Source organism: Pseudomonas sp. NFR09, from assembly GCF_900111535.1.
GTDB classification, from domain to species: domain Bacteria; phylum Pseudomonadota; class Gammaproteobacteria; order Pseudomonadales; family Pseudomonadaceae; genus Aquipseudomonas; species Aquipseudomonas extremorientalis.
The window spans coordinates 258,856-282,502 of the sequence record NZ_FOIH01000005.1; the positions used below are offsets into that span (position 1 = coordinate 258,856).

General features: G+C 64.0%; 10 protein-coding genes. 6 read left to right on the forward strand and 4 right to left on the reverse strand.

Annotation, left to right across the window (positions count from 1 at the left end; genetic code table 11):
• Positions 1-6: 6 nt before the first annotated feature.
• Positions 7-12,885 carry a non-ribosomal peptide synthetase gene (locus tag BMX59_RS13975; protein ID WP_093122365.1) on the forward strand — a complete coding sequence of 4,293 codons (12,879 nt, stop codon included), beginning with the start codon at positions 7-9 and terminating at the stop codon, positions 12,883-12,885.
• A 109-nt stretch (positions 12,886-12,994) separates the two neighbouring features.
• On the opposite strand, the gene dsbG is transcribed toward BMX59_RS13975, so the two are convergent.
• From dsbG to dsbD, 3 genes are read right to left on the reverse strand one after another with little or no spacing between them, the layout of a single operon-like run.
• Complete coding sequence (dsbG, locus tag BMX59_RS13980) at positions 12,995-13,756, reverse strand: thiol:disulfide interchange protein DsbG (protein ID WP_093122368.1); 762 nt, start codon at positions 13,754-13,756, stop codon at positions 12,995-12,997.
• Positions 13,732-14,577, reverse strand: a complete 846-nt coding sequence (locus BMX59_RS13985) for a TlpA disulfide reductase family protein (RefSeq protein ID WP_093122371.1) — start codon at positions 14,575-14,577, stop codon at positions 13,732-13,734. The genes dsbG and BMX59_RS13985 overlap by 25 nt, the downstream gene beginning before the upstream one ends.
• Positions 14,577-16,304: a protein-disulfide reductase DsbD gene (dsbD, locus tag BMX59_RS13990; protein WP_093122374.1), complete on the reverse strand. Its 1,728-nt coding sequence runs from the start codon at positions 16,302-16,304 to the stop codon at positions 14,577-14,579. Before dsbD ends, BMX59_RS13985 begins: the two co-directional genes overlap by 1 nt.
• 161 nt (positions 16,305-16,465) lie before the next feature.
• Between dsbD and BMX59_RS13995 the strand changes: the two genes are divergently transcribed.
• From BMX59_RS13995 to BMX59_RS14015, 5 genes are all read left to right on the forward strand, one after another.
• The gene (locus BMX59_RS13995; protein WP_028617287.1) at positions 16,466-17,146 is read left to right on the forward strand and encodes a response regulator; all 681 of its coding nucleotides are present in this window, start codon (positions 16,466-16,468) and stop codon (positions 17,144-17,146) included.
• Entirely contained in the window at positions 17,143-18,465 is a 1,323-nt protein-coding gene (locus tag BMX59_RS14000; protein ID WP_093122377.1) for an ATP-binding protein, read from the forward strand. Before BMX59_RS13995 ends, BMX59_RS14000 begins: the two co-directional genes overlap by 4 nt.
• A gap of 124 nt (positions 18,466-18,589) precedes the next feature.
• Positions 18,590-19,357 carry an N-acetylmuramoyl-L-alanine amidase gene (locus BMX59_RS14005; protein WP_093122380.1) on the forward strand — a complete coding sequence of 256 codons (768 nt, stop codon included), beginning with the start codon at positions 18,590-18,592 and terminating at the stop codon, positions 19,355-19,357.
• Positions 19,358-19,621: 264 nt separating this feature from the next.
• Positions 19,622-21,016 (forward strand): aspartate aminotransferase family protein, encoded by a 1,395-nt coding sequence (locus BMX59_RS14010; protein ID WP_093122383.1) that lies wholly within the window; start codon positions 19,622-19,624, stop codon positions 21,014-21,016.
• Positions 21,017-21,098: 82 nt separating this feature from the next.
• Entirely contained in the window at positions 21,099-21,320 is a 222-nt protein-coding gene (locus BMX59_RS14015; protein ID WP_058424653.1) for an MbtH family protein, read from the forward strand.
• Positions 21,321-21,444: 124 nt separating this feature from the next.
• Here BMX59_RS14015 and BMX59_RS14020 read toward each other — a convergent pair whose 3' ends face one another.
• Positions 21,445-23,613, reverse strand: a complete 2,169-nt coding sequence (locus BMX59_RS14020; RefSeq protein WP_093122389.1) for a mechanosensitive ion channel family protein — start codon at positions 23,611-23,613, stop codon at positions 21,445-21,447.
• Positions 23,614-23,647 lie beyond the last annotated feature (34 nt).

Consider the following 23,647-nt stretch of genomic DNA (forward strand, 5'->3'; position numbering starts at 1 on the left):
AACCCCATGATGGACGCCTTCGAACTTCCCCGCACCCTGGTCCAGTCCCTTCAACGTCGCGCCGCGCAGACCCCGGACCAGGTCGCCTTGCGCTTCCTCGCCGAATCCGCCGAGCACAGCGTTGTGCTCAGTTATCGCGACCTCGACCAGCGCGCCCGCACCATCGCCGCTGCCTTGCAGGCCAATGCCGAGCTGGGCGATCGTGCGGTGCTGTTGTTCCCCAGCGGCCCGGACTACGTCGCGGCGTTCTTTGGTTGCCTGTACGCGGGGGTGATCGCGGTGCCGGCTTATCCGCCGGAGTCCACCCGGCGCCATCATCAAGAGCGTCTGCTGTCGATCATCGGCGATGCCGAGCCGCGCCTGTTGCTGACCATCGCCAGTCTCGCCGATGGCCTGGCGCAGATCGAAAATGCGCCGCCGGTATTAAGCGTCGATAGCCTGGAAGGTGTCGGCAATTGGGTCGGCCCTGACCTGCACCCGGACGATATCGCCTTCCTGCAATACACCTCCGGCTCCACCGCCTTGCCCAAGGGCGTGCAAGTCAGCCACGGCAACCTGGTGGCCAACGAAGTGCTGATCCGGCGCGGTTTCGGCATCGACCTCAACCCCGACGACGTGATCGTCAGCTGGCTGCCGCTGTACCACGACATGGGCCTGATCGGCGGCCTGTTGCAACCGATCTTCAGTGGCGTACCGTGCGTGCTGATGTCGCCGGCCTACTTTCTCGGCCGGCCGTTACGCTGGCTGGAAGCGATCAGCGAATACGGCGGAACCATCAGTGGCGGGCCGGATTTCGCCTATCGCCTGTGCAGTGAGCGGGTCAGTGAATCGGCCCTGGACCGCCTGGACCTGAGCAAATGGCGCGTGGCCTATTCCGGGTCCGAACCGATCCGCCTCGACACGCTGGAACGCTTCGCCGAAAAGTTCGCCACCTGTGGTTTCACCCCGAACAATTTCTTCGCCTCCTACGGCCTGGCCGAGGCGACCCTGTTCGTCGCCGGCGGTAGCCGTGGCCATGGCATTCCCGCGCTGCGCGTCGACGAACAGGCCCTGGCCGCCAACCGTGCCGAGCCAGGGCAGGGCAGTGCGATCATGAGTTGCGGCACCAGCCAACCCGAACACGCGGTACTGATCGCCGATCCGCACAGCCTCACAGAACTGCCCGATAACCACGTCGGCGAACTCTGGGCCAGCGGGCCGAGTATCGCCCACGGCTACTGGCGCAACCCCGAGGCCACCGCCAAGACCTTCGTGCAACATGCCGGCCGTACCTGGCTGCGCACCGGCGACCTGGGTTTTATCCGTGACGGCGAGGTGTACATCACCGGCCGCCTCAAGGACCTGCTGATCGTGCGCGGCCACAACCTGTACCCGCAGGACATCGAGCAGACCGTCGAGCGCGAAGTGGAAGTGGTACGCAAAGGCCGGGTCGCCGCGTTCGCGGTGAATGATCAGGGCCTGGAAGGCATCGGCATTGCCGCCGAAATCAGCCGCAGCGTGCAGAAGATCCTGCCGCCCGATGCGCTGATCAAGGCGATCCGCCAGGCCGTCGCCGAGGCCTATCAAGAGGCGCCGAGCGTGGTGGTGTTACTCAATCCCGGTGCCTTGCCGAAGACTTCCAGCGGCAAGGTGCAACGCGCGGCGTGTGCGCTTCGTCACAGGGACGGCAGCCTCGACAGCTATGCGCAGTTCCCCGATCTGCAAGCGCAGGTGAGCACCGGAGCGCTGGAGTCCGACCTGCAAAACCAGATCGCCGCGATCTGGTGCGAACAGTTGCAGGTCGCGACCGTTGCGGCCGATGACCACTTCTTCCTGCTCGGCGGCAACTCCATCACTGCCACCCAAGTGGTCGCGCGCCTGCGTGAAACCCTCGGCCTGGAGTTGAGCCTGCGCCTGCTGTTCGAAGCGCCGACCCTGCAAGGCTTTGCCGCGACTGTCGCGCAATTGCAGCAGGATGGCGGCGTCGCCCAAGGTGTAATCCACAAGCTGTCCCGTCAGGAGGAACTGCCCCAATCCCTGGCACAGAACCGCCTGTGGATCACTTGGCAACTGGACCCGCACAGCAGCGCCTACACCATCCCCGGTGCCCTGCGCCTGCGCGGCGAGTTGGACGAAGACGCGGTGCGCGCCAGCTTCCAGCAATTGATCCAGCGCCACGAAGCCCTGCGTACGCGCTTCTATGAGCGCGACGGCCAGGCTTTCCAGCGTGTCGACGCCAAAGCGGATTTCGAACTGCAAGTCATCGACCTCAGCGACCGGCCCGTTGCCGAGCGCGAAGCCCGTGCGCAACAGATCCGCGAAGACGAAGCGCGCACCCAGTTCGACCTGGAAAAAGGCCCGCTGCTGTGGGTGACCCTGGTGCGCCTCGACGATGAAGATCACCAACTGCTGGTGACGCTGCACCACATCATCGCCGACGGCTGGTCGCTCAACATTTTGATCGACGAATTCTCGCGCCTCTACGCCGCCGCAGCCCAAGGCCAGACCCTGGAACTGCCGCCCCTGGTCCTGCAATACGCCGACTACGGCAGTTGGCAGCGCCAATGGCTGGCCGAAGGTGAAGGCCAGCGCCAACTGGCGTACTGGAAAGCGCAGTTGGGTGAAGAGCATCCCACCCTCAGCCTGGCGACCGACCACCCGCGCTCGGTACACCACTGTCACAGTGCCTCACGCCACACCGTGCGGCTTGGCGCCAGCCTCAGCAAAGCGATTCGCCACGCCGCCCAGGCCAACGAGTCCACCCCATTCATGCTGCTGTTGGCGGCATTCCAAAGCCTGCTGCATCGCTACAGCGGCCAGCGCGATATCCGCATCGGCGTGCCCAACGCCAACCGCCCGCGCCAGGAAACCCAAGGCCTGGTCGGCTTCTTCATCAACACCCTCGTGTTGCGTGCCGAGCTAGATGGGCGCCTGCCGTTCAACGAGCTATTGGCCGCGACACGCCAAACGGCATTGGGCGCCCAAGCCCATCAGGACCTGCCCTTCGAGCAACTGTTGGAAGCTTTCCCGCAAGCCCGCGAACAGGGCCTGTTCCAAGTCATGTTCAACCACCAGCAACGCGACCTCAGCGCCTTGCGTCGCCTGCCGGGCATACTCGCCGACGAGCTGCCGTGGCATAGCCGCGAAGCCAAGTTCGACCTGCAATTGCACACCGAAGAAGACCGCAACGGGCGCCTGAGCCTGTCGTTCGACTACGCCGATGAACTGTTCGAAAACGCGACCATCCAGCGCCTGGCCGAGCACTACATCAACCTGCTGCATGCCGTCTGCGAACAGCCCCGGCAAGCCATCGGCGACCTCATGCTGATGCAGCACGACGAACAGGCGCCATACAGCCAAGCCCCTTGCGCGCCCGCCCAACAGTGGCTGCCCGATCTGCTCAACCAGCAGACCTCGGACAGCACCGCGCTGGTCTGGGACGGCGGCAGCCTGACCTTCGCTCAACTGCACACCCAGGCCAACCGCCTGGCCCACTACCTGCGCGATAAAGGCGTGGGTCCGGACGTGTGCGTGGCCATCGCCGCCGAGCGTTCGCCGCAACTGCTGATCGGCCTGCTGGCGATCATCAAGGCCGGTGGCGCCTACGTCCCCCTGGACCCGGACTACCCCGCCGAACGCCTGGCCTACATGCTCAAGGACAGCGGCGTCCACCTGCTGCTGACCCAGACTGCATTGCTGGAGCGGGTGCCGAGCGCTGACGGCGTGTGCGTGATTGCGATGGACAGCCTGCACCTCGACAGCTGGCCCACCCAGCCGCCCGGCCTGCACCTGCACGGCGATAACCTCGCCTACGTGATCTACACCTCCGGTTCCACCGGTCAGCCCAAGGGTGTGGGCAATACCCATGCGGCGCTGGCCGAGCGCTTGCAGTGGATGCAGGCCACTTATCAACTCGACGCCAGCGATGTGCTGATGCAAAAGGCGCCGATCAGTTTCGACGTGTCAGTGTGGGAATGCTTCTGGCCGCTGATCAGCGGTTGCCGCCTGGTGCTGGCCGGCCCCGGTGAGCATCGCGATCCGCATCGCATCGCGCAGTTGGTGCAGGAGCATGGCGTGACCACGCTGCACTTTGTGCCGCCGCTGTTGCAGCTGTTTATCGATGAGCCGCAGGTGGCCGAATGCACCAGCCTGCGCCGCCTGTTCTCCGGTGGCGAAGCCTTGCCCGCCGAGCTGCGCAACCGCGTGCTGGCACAGTTGCCAGCGGTGCAATTGCACAACCGTTATGGCCCCACCGAAACCGCGATCAACGTGACCCACTGGCACTGCCACGCCGAAGACGGCGAGCGCTCGCCGATTGGCCGTCCGCTGGGCAATGTGATCTGCCGCGTGCTGGACGAGCAGCTCAACCCGGTGCCGCTGGGCGTGCCGGGTGAGTTGTGCATCGGCGGGATTGGCCTGGCGCGGGGTTACCTCGGTCGCCCTGGGTTGACCGCTGAACGCTTTGTTGCCGACCACCAAGGCACGCGCCTGTATCGCACCGGCGACCGTGCCCGGTGGAACGCCGACGGTGTGCTCGAGTACTTTGGCCGTCTCGATCAGCAGGTCAAGCTGCGCGGTTTCCGCGTGGAACCGGAGGAAATCGAAGCGCGCCTGCTCGCCCTGGACGGCATCGCCCAGGCCGTGGTGCTGGTGCGTGACGCCCAGTTGCTCGGTTACTACACCGCCCATGCCGAACTGGACGAACAGCAGGTCAGGACCGCCCTGGCCGCCGAACTGCCGGAGTACATGGTGCCCGCGCTGTTGATGCGCCTGGACGCCATGCCGTTGAGCCCCAGTGGCAAGTTGGACCGCCGCGCATTGCCGGAGCCGGTGTGGCAAACCCGTGAGCACGTCGAACCCGAAACGCCGTTGCAACAGCAGATCGCTGCAATCTGGCGCGAGGTCCTCGGGCTGCCGACAATCGGCCTGCATGATGACTTCTTCGCCCTGGGCGGTCACTCCCTGCTGGCTACGCAAATCATCTCCCGCACCCGCCAGGCCTGTGATGTCGAGCTGCCGTTGCGCACCTTGTTCGAAGCCAGCGAGTTGGGCGCTTTCGCCGAACAGATCGGGCTGATCCAGGCCTCGGGCCAACGCAACCAACAAACCGCCATCGCCAAGGTCGACCGTAGCCGGCCGGTGCCGTTGTCCTATTCCCAGCAGCGCATGTGGTTCCTCTGGCAGATGGAACCGGACAGCCCGGCCTACAACGTCGGTGGCATGGCGCGCCTGCGTGGCGTGCTGGATGTGGGGCGTTTCGAGGCGGCGTTGCAAGCGCTGATCATGCGTCACGAAACCCTGCGCACCACCTTCCCGAGCGTCGACGGTGTGGCCTGTCAGAAGGTCTCGGCACAGACCGGCTTGCGCATGGACTGGCAGGACTTCTCCGCGCTGGCCGAACCCGAACGCCAGCAACGCTTGCAGCAACTGGCCGATCACGAGGCGCATACGCCGTTCAACCTGGAAACCGGGCCGTTGCTGCGCGCCTGCCTGGTCAAGGCCGCCGAGCGTGAGCATTACCTGGTGCTGACCTTGCACCATATCGCCACCGAAGGCTGGGCCATGGACATCTTTGCCCGTGAACTCAGCGCGTTGTACGAAGCCTTTATCGACGAACGCCTGTCGCCGCTGGCGCCGTTGCCGGTGCAATACCTGGACTACAGCGTGTGGCAGCGCCAGTGGATGGAAGCGGGTGAACGTCAGCGCCAGTTGGATTACTGGACTCGGCAACTGGGCACCGAACATCCGCTGCTCGAACTGCCTGGCGACCGCCCACGCCCACCGGTGCAAAGCCATCGGGGCGAGTTGTACCGCTTCGATTTGAGCGATGACCTCGCCGCCCGCGTGCGTGCCTTCAACGCCGAACACGGCCTGACCCTGTTCATGACCATGACCGCCACCCTGGCCGTGTTGCTCTACCGCTACAGCGGCCAGACCGACCTGCGCATCGGTGCGCCCGTGGCCAACCGTATTCGCCCGGAAAGCGAAGGGCTGATCGGCGCGTTCCTCAATACCCAGGTGCTGCGTTGCCAGCTCAACGGGCAGATGAACGTGGCTGAGCTGTTCGAACAGGTGCGCCACACCGTGATCGAAGGCCAGTCCCATCAGGACTTGCCCTTCGACCACTTGGTGGAAGCCCTGCAACCGCCGCGCAGCGCGGCCTACAACCCGCTGTTCCAGGTGATGTGCAACGTGCAGCGCTGGGAATTCCAGCAGAGCCGCCAACTGGCTGGCATGACCGTCGAGTACCTGGCCAACGATGCCCGCGCGACCAAGTTCGACCTCAACCTGGAAGTCACCGACCTCGACCATCGCCTGGGTTGCTGCCTGACCTACAGCACCGATTTGTTTGATGAGCCACGCATCGCCCGCATGGCCGAGCATTGGCGCAACCTGTTGGAAGCGTTGATCGCCAATCCCGAGCAGCGTCTGAGCGAATTGCCGTTGCTCAGTGCTACGGAACAGCGCGCGCTACAGGACAGCCTGGGCGTCGAAGCCGGTGAACATCGCCTTGATCAGTGCATTCACACGCTGTTCAGCCAGCAGGCGAAAGCCCGTGGCGATGCGCCCGCGCTGACCTTCGCCGGCGTTACCCTCAGCTACCGCGAACTGGACGCCCGCGCCAATCGCCTGGCCTGGATGCTGCGCGAGCGTGGCGTCGGCCCGCAGGTGCGGGTCGGCCTGGCGTTGCCGCGTTCGCTGGAAATGGTCATCGGCCTGCTGGCGATCCTCAAGGCCGGCGGCGCCTACGTGCCGCTGGACCCGGAATACCCGCTGGACCGCCTGCACTACATGATCGAAGACAGCGGCATCGGCCTGCTGCTCAGCGATGCGGCGATGTTCGAAGCCCTTGGCGAATTGCCGGCGAGCGTGGCGTGCTGGTGCCTGGAAGATGATTTGCCGGTACTCGCCAACTACCCAGCCGATGAGCTGCCGTTTATCAGCCTGCCGCAACACCAGGCGTACTTGATCTACACCTCCGGCTCCACCGGCAAGCCCAAGGGCGTGGTGGTGGCCCACGGTGAAATTGCCATGCATTGCGCGGCGGTGATCGAGCGGTTTGGCATGCGCCCGGACGATTGCGAGCTGCACTTCTATTCGATCAACTTTGACGCCGCCACTGAGCGCCTGCTGGTGCCGTTGCTCAGCGGTGCGCAGGTGGTGTTGCGTGCCCAGGGCCAGTGGGATGCCGAGGCAATCTGCGGATTGATCCGCACCCATGGCATCAATATCCTGGGCTTCACCCCGAGCTACGGCAGCCAGTTGGCGCAGTGGTTGGCGACTCAGCAGCAGACCTTGCCGGTGCGCATGTGCATCACCGGCGGCGAAGCCCTGACCGGCGAACACTTGCAGCGCATTCGCGCGGCGTTCCAGCCGCAGGTGTTCTTCAACGCCTATGGCCCGACTGAAACCGTGGTGATGCCGCTGGCCAGCCTTGCACCGAAGCAGTTGGAGGAGGGCGCCGCCAGCGTGCCGATCGGCAGCATCATCGGCGACCGTGTGGCGTACATTCTCGATGCCGACCTGGCCCTGGTGCCGCAAGGGGCGACCGGCGAGTTGTATGTCGGTGGTGCGGGCCTGGCGCAGGGTTATCACGAGCGTCCGGGCATGACCGCCGAACGGTTCGTGGCCGATCCCTTTGCGCGTAACGGCGGGCGCCTTTACCGCACCGGCGACCTGGTGCGCCAACGCGCCGATGGCCTGGTGGAGTACCTGGGACGGATCGACCATCAGGTGAAGGTTCGCGGTTTCCGTATTGAATTGGGCGAAATCGAAACCCGCCTGCTGGAGCACGAGTCCGTGCGTGAAGCAGTGGTGCTGGCGCTGGATTCGCCGAGTGGCAAACAGCTGGTGGCTTACCTGGTCAGCGATGTCGAGCACCACGCATTGCGCGATGCGCTCAAGGCGCACCTCAAGGCGCAACTGCCGGACTACATGGTGCCCGCGCACCTGATCGTGCTTGACAGCATGCCGTTGACCGCCAACGGCAAACTCGACCGTCGTGCGTTACCGCAGCCGGATCCCGAGGCGAATCGCCAGACCTATGTTGCGCCACGCAACGAGCTTGAACAGACGTTGGCAGCGATCTGGTGCGCCGTGCTGAATGTGCAGCAAGTCGGCCTGGACGATAACTTCTTTGAACTGGGCGGTGATTCGATCCTGTCGATCCAGGTGGTCAGCCGTGCGCGGCAGGCCGGGATTCATTTCAGCCCTCGCGACCTGTTCCAGCACCAGACCGTGCAAACCCTGGCCGCCGTGGCCACGCGCTCCGAGCTCATCTGCGCCGAGCAAGGCGTGCTCACCGGCCGCTCGGGCCTTACCCCGATCCAGCACTGGTTCTTCGACACCGAGATCCCGAACCGTCAACACTGGAACCAGGCGCTGGTCCTCAAACCCTTGCAACTGCTGGACCCTCATCGCCTGGAGCAAGCGCTGCTGGCGGTGCTGGAACACCACGATGCGCTGCGCCTGAGCTTTTCCCAGCGCGATGCACAGTGGCACGCCGAGCATCTGGCCGTGCCGGAAGGTGGCGTGCTGATGCAGGCGCAAGTGCGTGATATGGCGCAGTGCACCGCGCTGTTCACCGACACCCAGCGCAGCCTCGACCTGCAACACGGCCCGCTGCTGCGCGCCTTGCTGGTGGACGGCCCCCAAGGGCAACAACGCCTGCTGATCGCGATCCATCACCTGGTGGTGGATGGCGTGTCCTGGCGCATCCTGCTCGAAGACCTGCAAACGGTCTACCGCCAACTGAGCGACGGCCGCTCCGTCAGCCTGCCGGCCAAGACCAGCGCGCTGCGTGACTGGTCTGCGCGTTTGCAGGCGTATGCCGGCAACGAATCCCTGCGCGAAGAATTGAGCCTCTGGCAGGCCCGATTGGCCGGACCGGAAGTGGGGTTGCCGGTGTCTCGCCCGCACGGTTCACGGCGCAATCGCGATGCCGACACCGTCAGCGTGCGCCTGGATGCCGAACACACCCGTCAGTTGCTGCAACAGGCGCCAAGTGCCTACCGCACCCAGGTCAACGACCTTTTGCTGACCGCCCTGGCCCGTGTGCTGTGTCGTTGGACTGGTCATGCTTCGGCACTGATCCAACTGGAAGGCCACGGCCGTGAAACCCTGTTCGATGATATCGACCTGACCCGCAGCGTCGGCTGGTTCACCAGTGCCTACCCGCTGCGCCTGACCCCGCACGCCGGGCAGGGCGATTCGATCAAGGCGATCAAGGAACAACTGCGCGGCGTGCCGCATAAGGGCCTGGGTTATGGCGTGTTGCGCTACCTGGCCGATGATCTGTGCAAACACAGCATGGCTGCCTTGCCCAGCGCGCAGATCACCTTCAACTACCTGGGCCAGTTCGACCAGAGCTTCGGCGCCGATGCGCTGTTCCATCCGCTGGATGAGTCCGCAGGCCTGGCCCATGACCCGGACGCGCCGCTGCCCAACGAGTTGAGCATCGACAGCCAGGTGTACGGCGGTGAACTGGTGCTGCGCTGGACCTTCAGCCGCCAACGCCATGATCGACAGAGCATCCGTGAACTGGCAGATGCCTATCTCGCTGAGCTGCAAAGCCTGGTCGCGCATTGCCTGCAGGACGACGCCGGTGGCCTCACGCCGTCCGACTTCCCGCTGGCGCACCTGACCCAGGCGCAACTCGACAGCTTGCCGGTGCCCGCCAGCGTCATCGAAGACGTCTACCCGCTGACGCCGATGCAGGAAGGCCTGTTGCTGCATACCCTGCTGGAGCCGGGCACCGGCCTCTACTACATGCAGGACCGCTACCGTATCAACAGCGCCCTCGACCCCGAGCGTTTCGCCCAGGCCTGGCAGGCGGTGATCGCCCGCCACGAAGCCCTGCGTGCGTCGTTCTGCTGGAACATCGGCGAAGACATGCTGCAAGTGATCCACACACCGGGCAGCACGCCGATTGAGTACCTGGACTGGAGCAACGACCCGGAAAGCGAACAGGAACCGCGCCTGCAAGCGCTGCTCAAGCAGGAGCGCGAGGCCGGTTTCGATCTGCTCAACCAGGCGCCCTTCCACCTGCGGCTGATCCGCGTCGGCGCCGAGCGCTACTGGTTCATGATGAGCAACCACCACATCCTCATCGATGCGTGGTGCCGTTCGTTGCTGATGAATGATTTCTTCGAAATCTACATGGCCCTGGGCGAAGGCCGCGCCCCGCAACTGGCCACGCCGCCGCGTTATCGCGATTACATCGCCTGGCTGCAACGCCAGAACCTGAGCGAAGCACGCCAGTGGTGGCAGCGGAACCTGCAAGGCTTCGAGCGCACCACGCCGATCCCGAGCGACCGTCCGTTCCTGCGCGACCACGCCGGCCACGGTGGCATGCTGGTCGGCGACTGCTACACCCGCCTCGACGCCCGCGACGGTGCGCAGTTGCGCGAACTGGCCCAGGCTCATCAACTGACCGTCAACACCTTCGCCCAGGCGGCATGGGCGCTGGTGCTGCGCCGGCTGAGCGGTGATCGTGATGTGTTGTTCGGCGTCACCGTAGCCGGGCGCCCGGTAGAGATGCCCGAGATGCAACGCACCGTCGGCCTGTTCATCAACAGCATCGCGCTGCGGGTAAAACTGCCCGAGGACGACCAGCGTTGCAGCGTGCGCCAGTGGTTGAGCGGCTTGCTCGACAGCAATATGCAACTGCGCGAGTACGAATACCTCCCGCTGGTGACGATCCAGGAACTCAGCGAACTGCCCAAGGGCCAGCCGCTGTTCGACAGCCTGTTCGTGTTCGAAAACGCTCCGGTGGAAGTCTCGGTGCTGGACCGTGCGCAAAGCCTGAATGCCACCTCGGACTCCGGCCGCACCCACACCAACTTCCCGCTGACCGCCGTGTGCTATCCGGGGGATGACCTGGGGCTGCACCTGTCCTATGACCAGCGCTACTTCGACGAAACCACCGTGCAAGGCATGCTCGGTGAGTTCAAGCGCCTGCTGCTGGCGCTGGTGCAGGGCTTCCATGGCGACATGGCCGACCTGCCGCTGATTGGCGAGCAGGAGCGTGAGTTCCTGGTAGACGGTTGTAACCAGAGCGAGCACGCCTACCCGCTTGAGCGCAGCTATATCGAGTTATTCGAAGAACAGGTGGCCGCGCATCCGCAGCGCATCGCCGCCAGTTGCCTTGATCAACAATGGACCTACGACGAACTGAACCGCCGCAGTAACGGCCTGGGTCATGCGCTGATTGCAGCCGGCGTGGGCCTCGATCAACCGGTGGCGTTGCTGGCCGAACGTAACCTTGACCTGCTGGGCATGATCATCGGCAGCTTCAAGGCCGGTGCTGGCTACCTGCCGCTGGACCCCGGCCTGCCGAGCCAGCGTCTGCGCAGCATCATCGACCTGAGCCGCACGCCGCTGCTGGTGTGCACCGAGGTGTGCCGCGAGCAGGCCATCGAGTTGCTGGACGGCTTCGACTGCCAACTGTTGGTGTGGGAAGAGATACCGGCACGTGGCGAAAACCCGGGGATCTACAGTGGCCCGGACAACCTCGCCTACGTCATCTACACCTCGGGCTCCACCGGCCTGCCCAAGGGCGTGATGGTGGAGCAGCGCGGCATGCTCAATAACCAGTTGAGCAAGGTACCGTACCTGGCCTTGAGTGACGGGGATGTGATTGCGCAGACCGCGTCGCAGAGCTTCGATATTTCCGTGTGGCAGTTCCTTGCCGCGCCGCTGTTTGGCGCGCGGGTGGATATCGTGCCGAACACTATCGCGCATGATCCCCAAGGTCTGCTGGAACACGTTCAGACCCAAGGAATCACCGTGCTGGAAAGCGTGCCATCACTGATCCAGGGCATGCTGGCTCAGGACCGTATAGGGTTGGACGGCCTACGCTGGATGCTGCCAACCGGCGAAGCGATGCCACCGGAGCTGGCGCACCAGTGGTTGCTGCGTTATCCAGAGATTGGTTTGGTGAACGCCTATGGCCCGGCGGAATGTTCGGACGATGTGGCCTTCTACCGTGTCGACCTGGCGTCGACCCGTGGCACTTACCTGCCGATTGGTACACCGACCGACAACAACCGTTTGTACCTGTTGGATGGTGCGCTGGAGCTGGTGCCCCAGGGTGCTGTGGGTGAGTTGTGCGTCGCCGGCACCGGCGTAGGTCGCGGTTACGTCAGTGACTCGCTGCGCACCGCCCCGGTGTTTGTGCCGAACCCGTTCGGTGCGCCGGGCGAGCGCCTGTACCGCACGGGCGACCTGGCGCGCCGTCGCAGTGACGGCGTGCTGGAGTATGTCGGGCGTGTCGATCATCAAGTGAAGATTCGCGGCTACCGCATCGAACTGGGTGAAATCGAAGCGCGCCTGCACGAACAACCGGAAGTGCGCGACGCGGCGGTGGGTGTGCAGGAAGGTGTCAACGGCAAGCACCTGGTTGGCTACCTGGTGGCGGCGGATGCAGTGCTTAACCCAGGCGAACGCCTGGACCGCATCAAGCAACGCCTGCGCGCCGAACTGCCGGAATACATGGTGCCGCTGCACTGGCTGTGGCTTGACCGCCTGCCGCTCAACGCCAACGGCAAACTCGATCGCAAGGCCCTGCCGGCCCTGGAGATCGGCCAGTTGCACAGCCAGGACTACCTGGCGCCGCGCAACGAACTGGAAACCACCTTGGCTGATATCTGGGCCGAAGTACTGAACGTCGAGCGGGTAGGGGTAGAGGACAACTTCTTCGAACTGGGCGGGCATTCGTTGCTGGCCACGCAGATTGCCTCGCGGGTGCAGAAGACCTTGCAGCGGGATGTGCCGCTGCGGGCGATGTTCGAGTGCAGCACGGTGGCGGAGTTGGCTGAGTATATCGAGGGGCTCGCGGCCAATGAGATCAGTGCCGAGAAGGTGGATCGGTTGAGTGATTTGATGGCGGAGTTGGAAGGGCTTTAATCTTCTTTGTCTGTCAGGGCCTCACCGGGGGCAAGCCTCTCTCCACACTTGGAATGCATTTCAAATGTGGGAGGGGGCTTGCCCCCGATGGCGTCAGTCAAGGCGCCGCCTATTTCGGCCCAAGAATCTTCACCAGCTTCTCCGGCGACGGCGCCCCTTGTTGCTGCTGCAACCCCCCTTTGTCATCCAGATAGAAAATCGCCGGCGTCGCCGACAGCTCCAGCTCATCCATCAACTTCATATTCCCATCAAGCTTGGCCTCGATATCCGCCGGAATCTTGGCCAGCGCCTGCAACTTGCTGCCTTTACCGGCGGCCTCATGTTCTTCCAACGCTTTCTGCGGGTCTTTGGCGGCAAACAGCGCGGCCGATTTGCCTGGGCTGTCTTCGCGGATAATACCGACCATGATGTGGCGCAACTGCACCTTGCCGGCCTTCACCCAGGGGCGGGCCTGTTCCCAGAACATGTTGCAGTAGGGGCAGTTGGGGTCGCTGAACAGGTAGACGATGCGTGGCGCCTTGACGTCGCCGTCCTGGATCCAGCTGCTTTTTTCCATCTTGGCCCAGACTTCCTTGGCCATCGGTGCGTACACCAGTTTTTCCAGGGGCGCGCTGCTCAGGTCGTTGCCTTGGGCGTCGTACAGGTTGCCGGCGATCACGCTTTTGCCGTCGGCGGTCAGGTACAGGGCCATGCCACGGTTCTGGTATTGCGCGGCGTAGCCGGTGAGGCCGCTGGGGGCGTCGAATTTGCCGAGGATTTTGGCGCCCTTGGCTTCAATCTGTTTGATCGGTGCCGGCCAGTCTTCGGCCTGGGCCAGGGTGGCCGCGAGCGTCAGCGGCAGCAGGGTCAGCAGGTGGCGGAGGCTTGGCATGTCGGTTTCCTTTGAGGGGCGGTGTCGAAGGGTTCCATGGCGCGGGCCAGGCTGGCCTGGGACAATTCGCCGAGGTGGCTGTTGAGCAGGCGGCCATCGGCGCTATAGAACAATGTGGTGGGCAGGGCCATGGAACCCACGGCCTGGCCGAGGCGGCCACTGGCGTCGAACAGCACGTTGTCGAGGGTCAGGCCTTGGGTCGCAAGAAAGGTACTGACGCTCTGCATGCTTTCGGCCTGGTTGACGAACAGGAAGGTCACGTCAGGCCGTTGGTGTTGGGCGCGTTCCAGCACTGGCATTTCTCGGCGGCACGGTGGGCACCAGGTGGCCCACAGGTTGATCACCAGCGGGCCGCCCTTGTAGTCGGCCAGTTGCACCACCTCGCCACTGGCATTACGCAGAGTGATCTGCGGCAGTTGCGAGCCCTTGTCGTACAGGCTCAGGGACAAGCTGGTCATGCCCCAGAACACCAGGCCGGTGATCACCCCGGCGCCCAGCGGCTTGCGCAGGGCCGGGCGGCGCCAGCCATAGGCCAGTGCGCCAAGGACCAGGGCGATCACGCCCGGCCAGGCAAGGAAGCCGCCATCGCGCAGGTCGACCATCTGCACCCAGTCGTTGCGGTAGTCGCCCCAGTACATCAGCACAAAGCTGACGCGGGCAGCGAGCATGCCCAGCAGGAACAGGCTGAACAGCACTGATTCCGGGTTTTCACCACCACGCTTGGCCACGCGCCAGCCCACCAGGGTGGCGAGAATCAGCGCACTGATCAGCAGGATGTGATTCAGGGCGATGGCGAAGGTGCCGATGGTCAGGGTCAGCATCAGAGTGCATCTCGGGTTTGCGTCCAGCGTTGCAGGAAAGCGGCGGCATCCACTTCGCCGGTGATGCGTTGGGCGCGGCGCTCTTCACCGTCCGGGCCGATCCACACGAAGCTCGGTGGGCCAGGCACTTTGTAGCGACCGAGCAGCGCGCGGCTGGCGGCGTTGTCGGCGGTGACGTCCAGGCGCAGCAGGCGTACGTCTTTGAGCGCCTGCATGACTTCGGGTTTGCCGAACACCTGTTTTTCCATGATCTTGCACGACACGCACCAGTCGGCGTAATAGTCGACCAACACCCATTGGCCTTGGGCCTTGGCGCTGTCGAGCTGGCTTTGCAGCACGGCCGGGTCGCTGATGGTCATGAAGGCGTCGTGGGCGGATGCCGCGCCGGCGCCTCGTGAGCCACTGTAGACCTTCAACGGTTGCCACAGGTCGTCGCTGCCGCCCGCTGCGCCCACCACCAGCACCGCGCCCCACAAGCCCAGTACCAGGGAGCCCGCGCCAAATACCTTGGCGGCCAGGCCGTATTCGCGGGCCAGGGTCCAGCCGCAGTAGGCCATGATCAGCGCGAGTACGCCCCACAGGCCGATCCACAGGTTTTCGCCGACCACCGGGCGGATCATCAGCACGGCGGTGCCGAGGAACAGGAAGCCGAAGACGCCCTTGAGCACGTTCATCCAGGTGCCCGGCTTGGGCAGGAAGCGGTTGCCCACGGTCACCAGCAGCAACAGCGGAATGCCGATGCCGATGCCCATGGCGAACAGGATCAGGCCGCCGTGCAGCGCATTGCCGCTCTGGGCGATGTACAGCAGGGCACCGGCCAGGGGCGCGGTCATGCACGGACCCACCAGCAGGCCGGACAGCGCACCGAGAATCCCTGCGCCCACCAGGCTGCCGCCGCTTTGCTGGCGGCTGACGTTGTCCAGGCGGTCGCGCAGGAACGCCGGCAATTGCAGTTCAAAGAAGCCGAACATCGGCAAGGCGAGGATCACGAACAGCGCAGCGAAGCTGCCGAGGATCCATGGGGTTTGCAGGAGCGCGGCGAGGTTGGCGCCAAGCAAGGCAGCCAATACGCCGAGCGCGGCATACACCAGCGCCATGCACACCACATAGCTGCTGGCCAGGGCAAACCCGCGACGCGGGCTGGCACCACTGCCCACCACCAGGCCGGCGAGAATCGGCAGCATCGGCAATGAACACGGTGCAAAGGCCAACAGCAGTCCCAAGCCAAAGAATATCAACAGGCTCCAACCCAGGCTTCGTTGTTGCAAACCGCTGGCCAGGCTCTGGTCCTGGGCTTGTGCGGTGGCGGCGACGGCCGGTTTGCCACCCAGATCCACGGTGATCGACTGCGGCGGATAACACAGACCCGCATCGGCACAGCCCTGCCAGCCCAGCTTGACCTGGCCGGTGGCGCCGGCGGGAATCTTCACTTCCAGGCCTTGGCGATAGACCTCCTGGTCGCCGAAGAACTCATCGCTGTGATCCTCGCCTTTGGGCAGCACGGGTTTTTCGGCCAGGCCGTCGAACTTCATGCGCTGCTTGTACAGGTAGTAACCGTCGGCAATCTGCCAATACAGCTGCATCTCGCCACTTTCAAGACGTTCGGAGGTAAAGGTGAAGGCCTTGCCCACCGGGAGGAAATCGGGTTTGGTCTCAAACGGGTTGCCCGGCGCGGCCTGGGCCAGCCCCGCGAACAACACCAGCAGAAAGGTAAACAGATGCCGCATGGTCAAGCCTTAGTTCGATGCAAGTAGGCACACAATGTGTGGCGTTGATTAACCGATGATTAACCACGGCTATTCTAGATTGAGTGAGGGGTGTTTAGCGGCATAATCTGCGCTTAATCCGCTGCCCCTTTAATCTCCCCATCTTTCATGAAGGGTTCACCATGCACGTACTGGTCTGTGAAGACGACAAACTGATCGCCAGCGGCATTGTGGCCGGCCTCACCGCCCAGGGTTTCACCGTTGAACACGTGGCCACGGCGGGCGCCGCACGCGCGATGCTCAAGGCGGCGACGTTCGACATCATGGTGCTCGACCTGGGCCTGCCGGATGAAGACGGCCTGAAGTTGTTGCAGCAACAGCGCAGCCAGGGTCTGGAGATTCCGGTGCTGATCCTCACCGCGCGGGACTCGGTGACCAATCGCGTCGACGGCCTGCAAGCCGGCGCCGATGACTACCTGCTCAAACCCTTCGACCTGCGCGAACTCGCCGCGCGCCTGCAAACCCTGCTGCGACGGGTGGCAGGGCGCAGTGTCAACCTGATCGAGCATGGCCGCCTGGCCTACGACCCCAGCAGCCGCGAAACCTTCCTGGGCGGCGAGCCGGTTGACCTGTCGCGTCGCGAGCAGGCGCTGTTGCAAGCCCTGCTGCACAACAAAGGCCGGGTGCTGTCCAGCGAACAGCTCAAGGACAGCGTCTACGGCTTCAACGACGAACTGGAAAGCAACGCGCTCAACGTGCATATCCACCACCTGCGGCGCAAGTTGGGCAACGGCATTGTCGAGACCGTGCGCGGCCTCGGCTACCGCCTGGGCCCAGCCGATGGGGGCGAGGACGCATCGTGAAAAGCCTGCGCCTGCGCCTGACGTTCAAGCTCGGCGCCGCTTTTGTGTTGATCTGGGCCCTGGCGGCGGCCTGGATGCTCAATGACCTGCGCAACCAGATGATGTTCTCCCTCGACCAGCGCCTGGTTGCGTCGGCGCGCATGGTGGCGGGGCTGACCGAACAGATGCCGGGCCTGGCCAGCGTCAGCGGCGGCGCGCATTTCAGCGCTGAACAATTGAATGTGCCTGGCGGCATGGCCTGCCAGGTCAGTTCCCTGCGCGGGGAAATCCTGGCGCGCAGCCACACCACGCCGGATGAGGGGCTGGAGTCGCGCAAGAGCGGGTTTCGCGACCAGGTCGTCGATGGCGTGGGCTGGCGCAGTTTCACCCTGTCCCGTGGCGACCTGCTGATCACCACGGCCGACCGGCAAGTGGAGCGCGAGGCGCTGAACCTGTCGATCCTGCTGGCGGCGTCGGTGCCGGTGGGCGTGGCGATGCTCGGCTGCCTGTGCCTGTTGTGGCTGGGCATCGGCCAGAGCCTGCTGCCGCTCAACCGTATGCGTGACGCCTTGATGCGCCGCAGTGCCGATTCCCTTGAACCGTTGCAGATCCACCCGTTGCCCAGCGAACTCGAGCCACTGCTGGACACCCAGAACCAGCTGTTGCAACGCATTGCCAAGACCATCGAGCGCGAGCGCCGCCTCACCGGTGACGCGGCCCACGAACTGCGCAGCCCGCTCACCGCGATCAAGACCCACCTGCAAGTGGCGCGCATGACCGAAGGTGCGGCCCGCGACCAGTCCCTGGCCCATGCCGAGGAGGGCGCCGACCGCCTGCATCGGACCCTGGAGCAATTGCTGTTGCTGGCGCGGGTGGAGGGTAACCTGTCGTTTGACGATGGCATGCACTCCAGCGCCGAAGAAGTAGCGCGCCTGGCGATCCAGGATGCCAATGCCGGTGACAATTCGCGCATCGACCTGATCCTGCCGGACGACCTTTCGGCCACCCCGGTGGAGATGCCGGTGGGCCTGGCGGTCGCCGCCTTGCGTAACCTGCTGGACAACGCGTTGCGCCACACGCCGACCGATACCCGGGTGGAGCTCAGCGTATTCACCGCCGCCGATAGTGTGGTGTTCCGCGTGCGTGACCACGGCAAGCAGATTGCCCCCGAAGACCTGCAGTACCTGACCCAACGCTTCTGGCGCAACGGTAACAGCGAAGGCTGTGGCCTGGGCCTGGCGATCGTGCAAGCGATCGTGCAGCGCTGTTCCTGCTCGTTGAAGTTCGACAGCGGGCCGGACGGCCTGCGCGTTGACCTGGGTATGCCACTGCGCTGCTGATCACTTTTCTTTCAAGTGCCAAATAGCTACCGCCCTCCTGAAGTTGAAGCCTTCAGGATGGCGGTAATTTTTTGCGCTTGAACGGGCTGAATGACTCGGCCTGTATTGAAAAAGGACGGTTCTCATGTTGGTCATCGATACCAGTTTCCCTGCCAGAGGCTTCAACGAACGCAACGGCGAGCCCGTGCGGCAGGTGATCCTGCATTACACCGCAGCGCCTTTTGGTGCCTCCCTGCGCACCCTGACTCAGGATGGGGTGAGTGCACACTACTTGCTGCCCGACCCTGATGAGCCCGACTATCGCGCGGCGGGCTATGAAGAGCTGCGTGTCTTCCGTTTGGTGGAGGAAGACCAGCGCGCCTGGCACGCCGGGGTGAGCCATTGGGCGGGGCGCGACAACCTCAACAGCCGCTCGATTGGCATCGAGATCGTCAACCAGGCGCGGGATGACGGCGGTGTGTTCAGCTTTCCGGCCTATGCGCCGGAACAGACCGACGTGTTGATTGCACTGGTTCGCGACATTCTTGAGCGATACCCGCAGATCGGGCCCACCGACATCCTCGGGCATGCGGACGTGGCGTTCGGGCGCAAGAGCGATCCGGGGCCGCGCCTGCCGTGGCGGTGTCTGCATGAAGCAGGGGTGGGGGCCTGGTTTGATGAGGCGGCACGGGCGATGTATCAGCGCCGGTTTTGCCTGGGCCTGCCGCCGGAGGTCGAGGTAGAGCGGGCGTTTCAACGCTATGGCTATGCGCCAGCGAAGAACCGGCAAGGGTTTGAACAGAGGACGCGGGCGTTTCAGATGCACTTTCGGGCGCGGGATTACTGCGGGTTCCTGGATGCGGAGACCTGCGCGATTTTGTATGCACTGAACGAAAAATACCGCGGTCTTTGACGCCGAACGCAATTCCAATGTGGGAGGGGGCTTGCCCCCGATTGCGCTCTGTCAGTCCCGACACCAGTGACTGATCCACTGCTATCGGGAGCAAGCCCCCTCCCACATTTGGTTTTGTATTCACTGGCGAGTGATCAAAGGCCCTAAATCCCCTCGACGCTGGTGCGTTTCCAGAACAGGAAATCCGTGCGCATGCCCCTTGGGGCCAGACGCCAGCGGATCGGCAGTTTGGTCACCATCATCAGCGTATTGAGGGATCGAGAAATGTCAGTCGCTACCAGCCGTATCGAAGACGCCCAGGTGCATGAAACGCTTTACCAGTTCGACGAAACTCCGCTGCTGGCCCGTCAACGCCAACAGGAATCCAATGCCCGCAGCTACCCGCGGCGCATTCCCCTGGCACTCAAGCGTGCCAAGGGGATTTACGTGGAAGACGTCGAAGGGCGCAGCTTCATCGACTGCCTGGCCGGCGCCGGCACCCTCGCGCTGGGGCATAACCACCCGGTCGTGATCGAGGCTATTCAACAGGTGCTGGCTGATGAATTGCCCCTGCACACGCTGGACCTGACCACCCCGGTCAAGGACCAGTTCGTGCAGGACCTGTTCGGTTTGTTGCCGCCGGCGCTGGCGCGGGAAGCGAAAATCCAGTTCTGCGGCCCCACCGGCACCGATGCGGTGGAAGCCGCATTGAAATTGGTGCGCACTGCCACCGGGCGCAGCACCGTATTGTCATTCCAGGGCGGTTATCACGGCATGAGCCAGGGCGCCTTGAGCCTGATGGGAAGCCTGGGGCCGAAGAAACCCCTGGGTGCCTTGCTCGGCAGTGGCGTGCAATTTCTGCCATACCCCTACGACTATCGCTGCCCGTTCGGCTTGGGCGGCGCGGAAGGCGTACGGGTCAACCTGCACTACCTGGAAAACCTGCTGAACGATCCGGAGGCCGGTGTATTACTGCCGGCGGCGGTGATTGTCGAAGTGGTGCAGGGCGAGGGCGGTGTGATTCCGGCTGACCTGGACTGGCTGCGCGGCCTGCGCCGTATCACCGAGCAGGCGGGCGTGGCGTTGATCGTCGATGAGATCCAGAGTGGTTTCGGCCGTACCGGCAAGATGTTTGCCTTTGAGCACGCCGGGATCATCCCGGATGTGGTGGTGATGTCCAAGGCCATCGGCGGCAGCCTGCCGCTGGCGGTGGTGGTGTACCGCGACTGGCTCGACACCTGGCTGCCGGGCGCCCATGCCGGGACCTTCCGTGGTAACCAGATGGCCATGGCGGCGGGGTCGGCGGTGATGCGCTACCTCAAGGACCATGACCTGGCCGGCCATGCGGCGGCCATGGGCGAGCGCCTCGGTGAACACCTGCGCATCCTGCAGCGCGACTTCCCGCACCTGGGGGATATTCGTGGTCGCGGGCTGATGCTCGGCGTGGAGCTGGTCGACCCGACTGGCACGCCGGACATTCAAGGCCATCCGCCCGTGCATCGCCAATTGGCGCCGCTGGTGCAGCGTGAATGCCTCAAGCGCGGGCTGATCCTCGAACTGGGCGGTCGGCATGGCAGCGTGGTGCGTTTCCTGCCGCCGCTGGTGATCACCGCCAGCGAAGTGGACCGGGTGGCGAACATCTTCGGACGCGCGTTGGCGGCGGCGGTCGCCAGCCTCTAATTTTTTGCCAGCCTGGTACGTTTCTACAGATATCGGTACTGCGCACGGTGCGCAGCCAGCCTTATAGCGATGGAGAACAGCAATGACCTCAGTATTTGACCGCGACGACATCCTGTTTCAGGTAGTGGTCAACCATGAAGAACAGTATTCCATCTGGCCCGACTACAAGGCCGTGCCGGAAGGCTGGCGCACCGTGGGCAAGAGCGGCCTGAAGAAAGAGTGCCTGGCCTATATCGAGGAGGTCTGGACCGACATGCGCCCGTTGAGCCTGCGTCAGAAGATGGACAGCGCTGCGATCGCGTAAACGCCACAGATCAAAAATGTGGGAGGGGGCTTGCCCCCGATGAGGGAGTGTCAGTCGACTAATGAGTGACTGATACACCGCCATCGGGGGCAAGCCCCCTCCCACATTTTGAGCTGTGTTGCTTTCAGGTGTTTTTTTCTTTGTCTAATCCGCCCGAAGCCGCCGTCACCACCTGCACGCTCAAACGCGGCGTAGCCAGATCCAGCCCTGCCTCATCCAGATGCCGTTTCAGCGACAGGTTGAACGCCCGCGACACTTCCCACTGTTTGATCGGCGCCGTCTTGAACCGCGCCCGCAGGATCGCGCTGCCCGACTCGAAACTCTCCACCCCCTGAATCTCCAGGGGCGACCAGATATTGCGGCGTTGCAGCGGGTCGTTGCGCATTTTATGGCCGACGTCGCGCATCAGCTTGATAGCGTCGTCGATTTCCATGTTGTACGGGATCGCCACCCGGAAGATCGCGTAGCCGAACTCCCGCGAGTAGTTTTTGATGCTCTTGATCTCGCTGAACGGGATGGTGTGCACAATGCCGTCGATATCCCGCAGGCGCACGGTACGGATGGTCAGGCCTTCCACGGTGCCCAGGTGGCCGCCCACATCCACGTAGTCGTCGATGGCCAGGGAGTCTTCGATGATGATGAACAGGCCGGTGATCAAGTCCGCCACCAGCGACTGCGCGCCAAAACCGATGGCCAGGCCGATCACACCGGCACCGGCCAGCAGCGGCGTGACGTTCATGCCCATGTTCGCCAGGGCGACAATGGCAGCAATGATAAAGATGGTCACGAACAGCACGTTGCGGATCAACGGCATCATGGTCTGCGCACGGGCATTGGCCAGGCCCTTGCGCGAGCGGGTGAGGGCATGATGGATCGCCGTGTCGCTGAGGATCCAGATCAGCCAGGCGAACAACAAGGTCCCGGCCAGGCCGAACAGCTTGACGCTGACTTCATGGCCATCGCCTTCGGTAAAGCGGATCAGCGACAGGCCCCACACCCGCAGGCCCAACTCGATAAACACCAGCCACACGATCAGGTGGGCCAGGGTGTAGACGAAGCTTTTCAGGCGTTCGGAATACAGCGCGTGGCGCTTGTGACCGCGTTGCGGCTTGAGCGCGTGGCGTCTCACCAATCCGTTGATCACCATGCACAGCACCAGCAGCACCGTACACAGCAGGGACTGGCGCAAGGCGGTGCTGGTATCGCCGGCCGAGACGAAGGTGGCGAACAGCGAGATACCCACCAGCAGCAAGGCCGGGATGTACCAGAAGGACCCGATGATTTCGATGGTGTCGCTGAGGGCGCGGCGCGTCAGGCGGCGCGACAGCGGCTGGTTGCGGATCAGGTGGGCGATGGGCCGGCGGAAACGCAGGATGAATACACCGGTCGACAGCGCCGCCATCACATTGGCGACTGTCGCGGCGGTGTGGGACAGGTGCTGGCCCAGGGCCTGGACCAGTCGAGGGTCGCTCAAGGCCTCGCCAAAGGCGGCAAAACTGCCGATCCACCACAGCGGGCGGAACGCCTGGTGGCGCAGGATATACAGCGCGCGATGACGGTGCGGGCCGTCGAGTACCGAAAACGCGATCACGCAGATCGCCGAGAAACAGGTGCCCACCACCAGTGCGTAGGCCAGCACCATCGCCAGGGACTTGCCCAGGGACGAGGGCAGGGCGTAGCTCAGGTACACCGTGATCACCAGGGCGATCATCCACGGGCCGAGCTTGCGCAGGGCGAAGCGCACCATGTCCCAGGTGCGTGGATGTTGCGGCAATTCTTCAGGCAGGCCGAAACGTTCGCGCACCCGATGGCTGAGCCAGATCAGCGCGTAGGCCAGCAGGCTCCACACCGCGAGGATCAGGGCAAAACCGAAAATGATCGGTAGCCATTCGTTGGCCGGCAGCATCAGCGCGCCGAGTTCTTCCTTGGCCAGGTCGACCTCGTTGGACCAGCGCCCCAGCGGGCTGTCGGCGCCCGAAAACTGTGCCTCGAGATTGGCCAGGGTGCCGCCGATCAAGCCCAGCACGCCTTCCTCGGCGGCCGGCTGGGCCTTTTGCGTGGCGGCACGCAGCTTTTTCAGGTCGCTCAGCAACTGAGTGCGCTGCTGGTCGTTTTCCAGGGTCTTGATCACCTCGTCCAGCGACTGCCCCAGCGGCACTTCGGCCTGGGGTTGGGTCTTGTTGGTGGTGCCGAGCAGGCCGGGCAAACCCACGGCATGGGCAGGCGTGAGCGGCAGCAAGGTGAGCAGGGCGATCAAGCAATAGCAGGGCAGGGCAAACAGACGGGAAAGCACGAGGCGGTCAACCTTGGAAACGACGGGTTGAGCG